General features: G+C 74.1%; 3 protein-coding genes and 1 pseudogene. 3 read left to right on the forward strand and 1 reads right to left on the reverse strand.

Annotation, left to right across the window (positions count from 1 at the left end; genetic code table 11):
* Positions 1-479: 479 nt before the first annotated feature.
* Entirely contained in the window at positions 480-734 is a 255-nt protein-coding gene (locus AAC134_RS23740; RefSeq protein WP_339952275.1) for a hypothetical protein, read from the reverse strand.
* A gap of 278 nt (positions 735-1,012) precedes the next feature.
* Here AAC134_RS23740 and AAC134_RS23745 point away from each other — a divergent pair.
* The 3 genes and pseudogenes from AAC134_RS23745 to AAC134_RS23755 all read left to right on the forward strand — a co-directional run.
* A pseudogene (locus AAC134_RS23745) lies at positions 1,013-1,201 on the forward strand (DUF892 family protein); the annotation flags it as partial.
* A 67-nt stretch (positions 1,202-1,268) separates the two neighbouring features.
* Positions 1,269-1,487, forward strand: coding sequence for a DUF892 family protein (locus AAC134_RS23750; RefSeq protein ID WP_339952277.1), 219 nt, complete (start codon positions 1,269-1,271; stop codon positions 1,485-1,487).
* Between the two features lie 334 nt (positions 1,488-1,821).
* The gene (locus AAC134_RS23755) at positions 1,822-2,571 is read left to right on the forward strand and encodes a DUF4336 domain-containing protein (protein WP_339952279.1); all 750 of its coding nucleotides are present in this window, start codon (positions 1,822-1,824) and stop codon (positions 2,569-2,571) included.
* The last annotated feature ends 20 nt before the right edge of the window (positions 2,572-2,591 follow it).

The raw sequence follows: 2,591 nt of genomic DNA on the forward strand, positions 1-2,591 counted from the left end.
GCGCAGGACCGCCACGACGGCGGCCAGCATCACCACCGCCCAGATCGCGGCCGCGCCGATCACCATCCACTTGAACAGCTCCGCCACCTCGGCGGCCTGTCGTCCGTGGGGGTCGAGCGCCGATTGAGGCCCGTCGCAGGCCGCCGCCAGCCCGACGGCCGCGAGCGTCGCCGCGATCCGGCGCAGACGGCGGCCGGGCGCTTCGGGAGAAGCCGAGGGGTAGCGACGCGTCTCGCCGCCGGGGCAAGTCGCTGCGGCGGGCCGACGCCGGGCGGCCCTGGTCGGCGCCGCGGCGCTTGACGCGACACTCGAAAAGGCGCCGGGACCGGCCTGCGGGCGCGGTCTGGAAAGGTCGGGATCTCGAAACATGCGCGGGCAGAACCCCGCTGTATGGAAAAGGTTCCGAGGGGCGGCGGATTTTTTGCGGGGACCTTGCCGGCGGCGGATCGGCGGCGCGTCGGGGCCTCGCGCGGGGCCGCTCAGCCGTCGCGGGAGACGATCGCGCTGCAGCGGCTGCGCCGGTCGTCGGGCAGCAGCACCGCCAGGCGGCGCCTCTCGAAGATCTCGAAGAACTCGGGCCAGTCGATCTCGGTCAGGCCGGGCTCGGGCTCCTCGAAGTCGAGGCGCAGGGCGCCGGCGCCCTCGTCCCCGTCGACCTTGGCGGGGCGGCCGCCGTGGGACTCGGTCCAGCGACGGATGGCGTGGTGATCGGTCTCGGGGCGGAGCGGGGCCATCGCGGCGTCCTTTCTTCTGCAACGCCGGGGGAGGCGACCCTGCGGCGGCGCTGGCTCGAACCCGCGGGGCCCGGTTTGGTTCCGAAACGCGTGCTGGCTTCCATTCAGTGGGTTGGACTTTCGACCAGCAGCCGAGAAATCCGGGCCTGCGCGGGAACTCCCGGCCGCCGACGCGGTTGCAGGCTCGACCAACGGACGCTCCTGGACGCAGGGGCCTCCCGCCCCGCGGAGCTGCTGAAAGGACGCCGATGTCCCTGTTCTCCCGCCATATCAAAACGATGGACGACCTGTTCATCCACACGCTCCAGGACGTCTCCTACGCCGAGCGCAAGATCGAGAAGGCGCTGCCCGAGTTGATCGCCAACGCCAATGCGGACGACCTGCGCCAGGCGCTGCGGGCGCATCTCGAGGAGACGCACGGGCATGTTGCGCGGCTCGACGAGGCGTTCAGTCGGCTCGGCGTGGCGCCCAAGGCGATCCCCTGCCCCGCCATCGAGGGCATTCTGGACGAGGCCCTGGACGTGGTCGGCGGAGGTGGCCGACGCCGAGGTGATGGACGCCGCCGTCGCCGCCGCCGCCCAGACGATCGAACATTACGAGATCGCCCGCTACGGCACGCTGGCCGCCTGGGCCCGCCACCTGGGCCGCGAGGACGTGGCCGGGCTCTTCGAGGCGACCCTGGCCGAGGAGAAGCAGGCGGACGCGACCCTGACCGATCTCTCCGTCCGGCGTCTCGACCGACGGGCCGCCTGAGGGGCCGGGCGGGGCCCCGCGCCCTCAGCGCCGCAGGCGCGGGGCGTCGCGGACATGCAACCCCGAAAGAGCCGCGGGCCCGGCGCGCCGGCATTCGTCTTCCGCGGGTCGGTCTGCGGGTGCACCTTCCGAAAAGCGGGGAACGGATCGGCGTTTCCCGGGAACCACAGGCGCAGGCCTGAGTTTCGGCTGCGTCCCCGCTTCCCGGAAAGGAGAGAAAGTTGGCCCGAGTCCTGAACCTTCTGCGAGGCCCCGGTCGGCCCTGCGCAGGCGCGCCGGCCGCCGAAAGCGGCGCAGCGGCAAACCGGGGGCCGCCTCACGCGCGGCGCCTGGAATGACCCGGATCTTCGACGCCGCCTATCCGCCGCTCGACACGCTCAAGCCCGTGGCCGAGGACCTGTGGGTCGTCGACGGCCGCCCCCGTCGCGCGCGGGGCCTGCGGCTGCCGTGCCGGATGACCGCGGTGCGGCTGCGCTCGGGCGCGATCTGGCTGCACGCGCCCACCGCCTTCGACCGGCGGCTGCTGCGCGCGATCGAGGCGGAGGGCCCGATCCGCCACCTGGTCGCCCCCAGCCTGTCGCACTGGTCGCACCTGGCCGACTGGGCCGCCGCCGTCCCCGAGGCGACCGTCTGGGCCCCGGCCGCCCTGCGCCGCCGCCGCGGCCCGCGCCGCGAGGGCCTGCGCGTCGACCGGGATCTGGAGCGCGCGCCCCCCGACGACTGGTCGGTCGAGATGGACCAGCTGCCGATCCACGGTGCGCTGGGCATGATCGAGGTCGCCTTCTTCCACATGGCCAGCCGCACCCTGCTGTTGACCGACCTGGTGCAGAACCTGGAGCCGGCGAAGCTGGGGCGGCTGGAGCGGACGGTGCTGGGCCTGGCCGGGTCGCTGACTCCGCGAGGGGCGACGCCGCTGCACCTGCGCCTGGCGCTGGGCGCCTCGCGCCCCCGGTCGACCGGCGTCGGCCGCCGCCTGACCGAGGCGGACCCGCTGCGAGTGATCTTCGCCCATGGCCGCTGGTTCGAGACCGACGGGGCCGCTCGGCTGGAACGCGCCCTGGCCTGGCTGACGCGCCGGCCCTGAGGCCGGACGCGGGACCCTCG

This window comes from uncultured Albimonas sp. (assembly GCF_963977235.1).
GTDB lineage: Bacteria > Pseudomonadota > Alphaproteobacteria > Rhodobacterales > Rhodobacteraceae > Albimonas.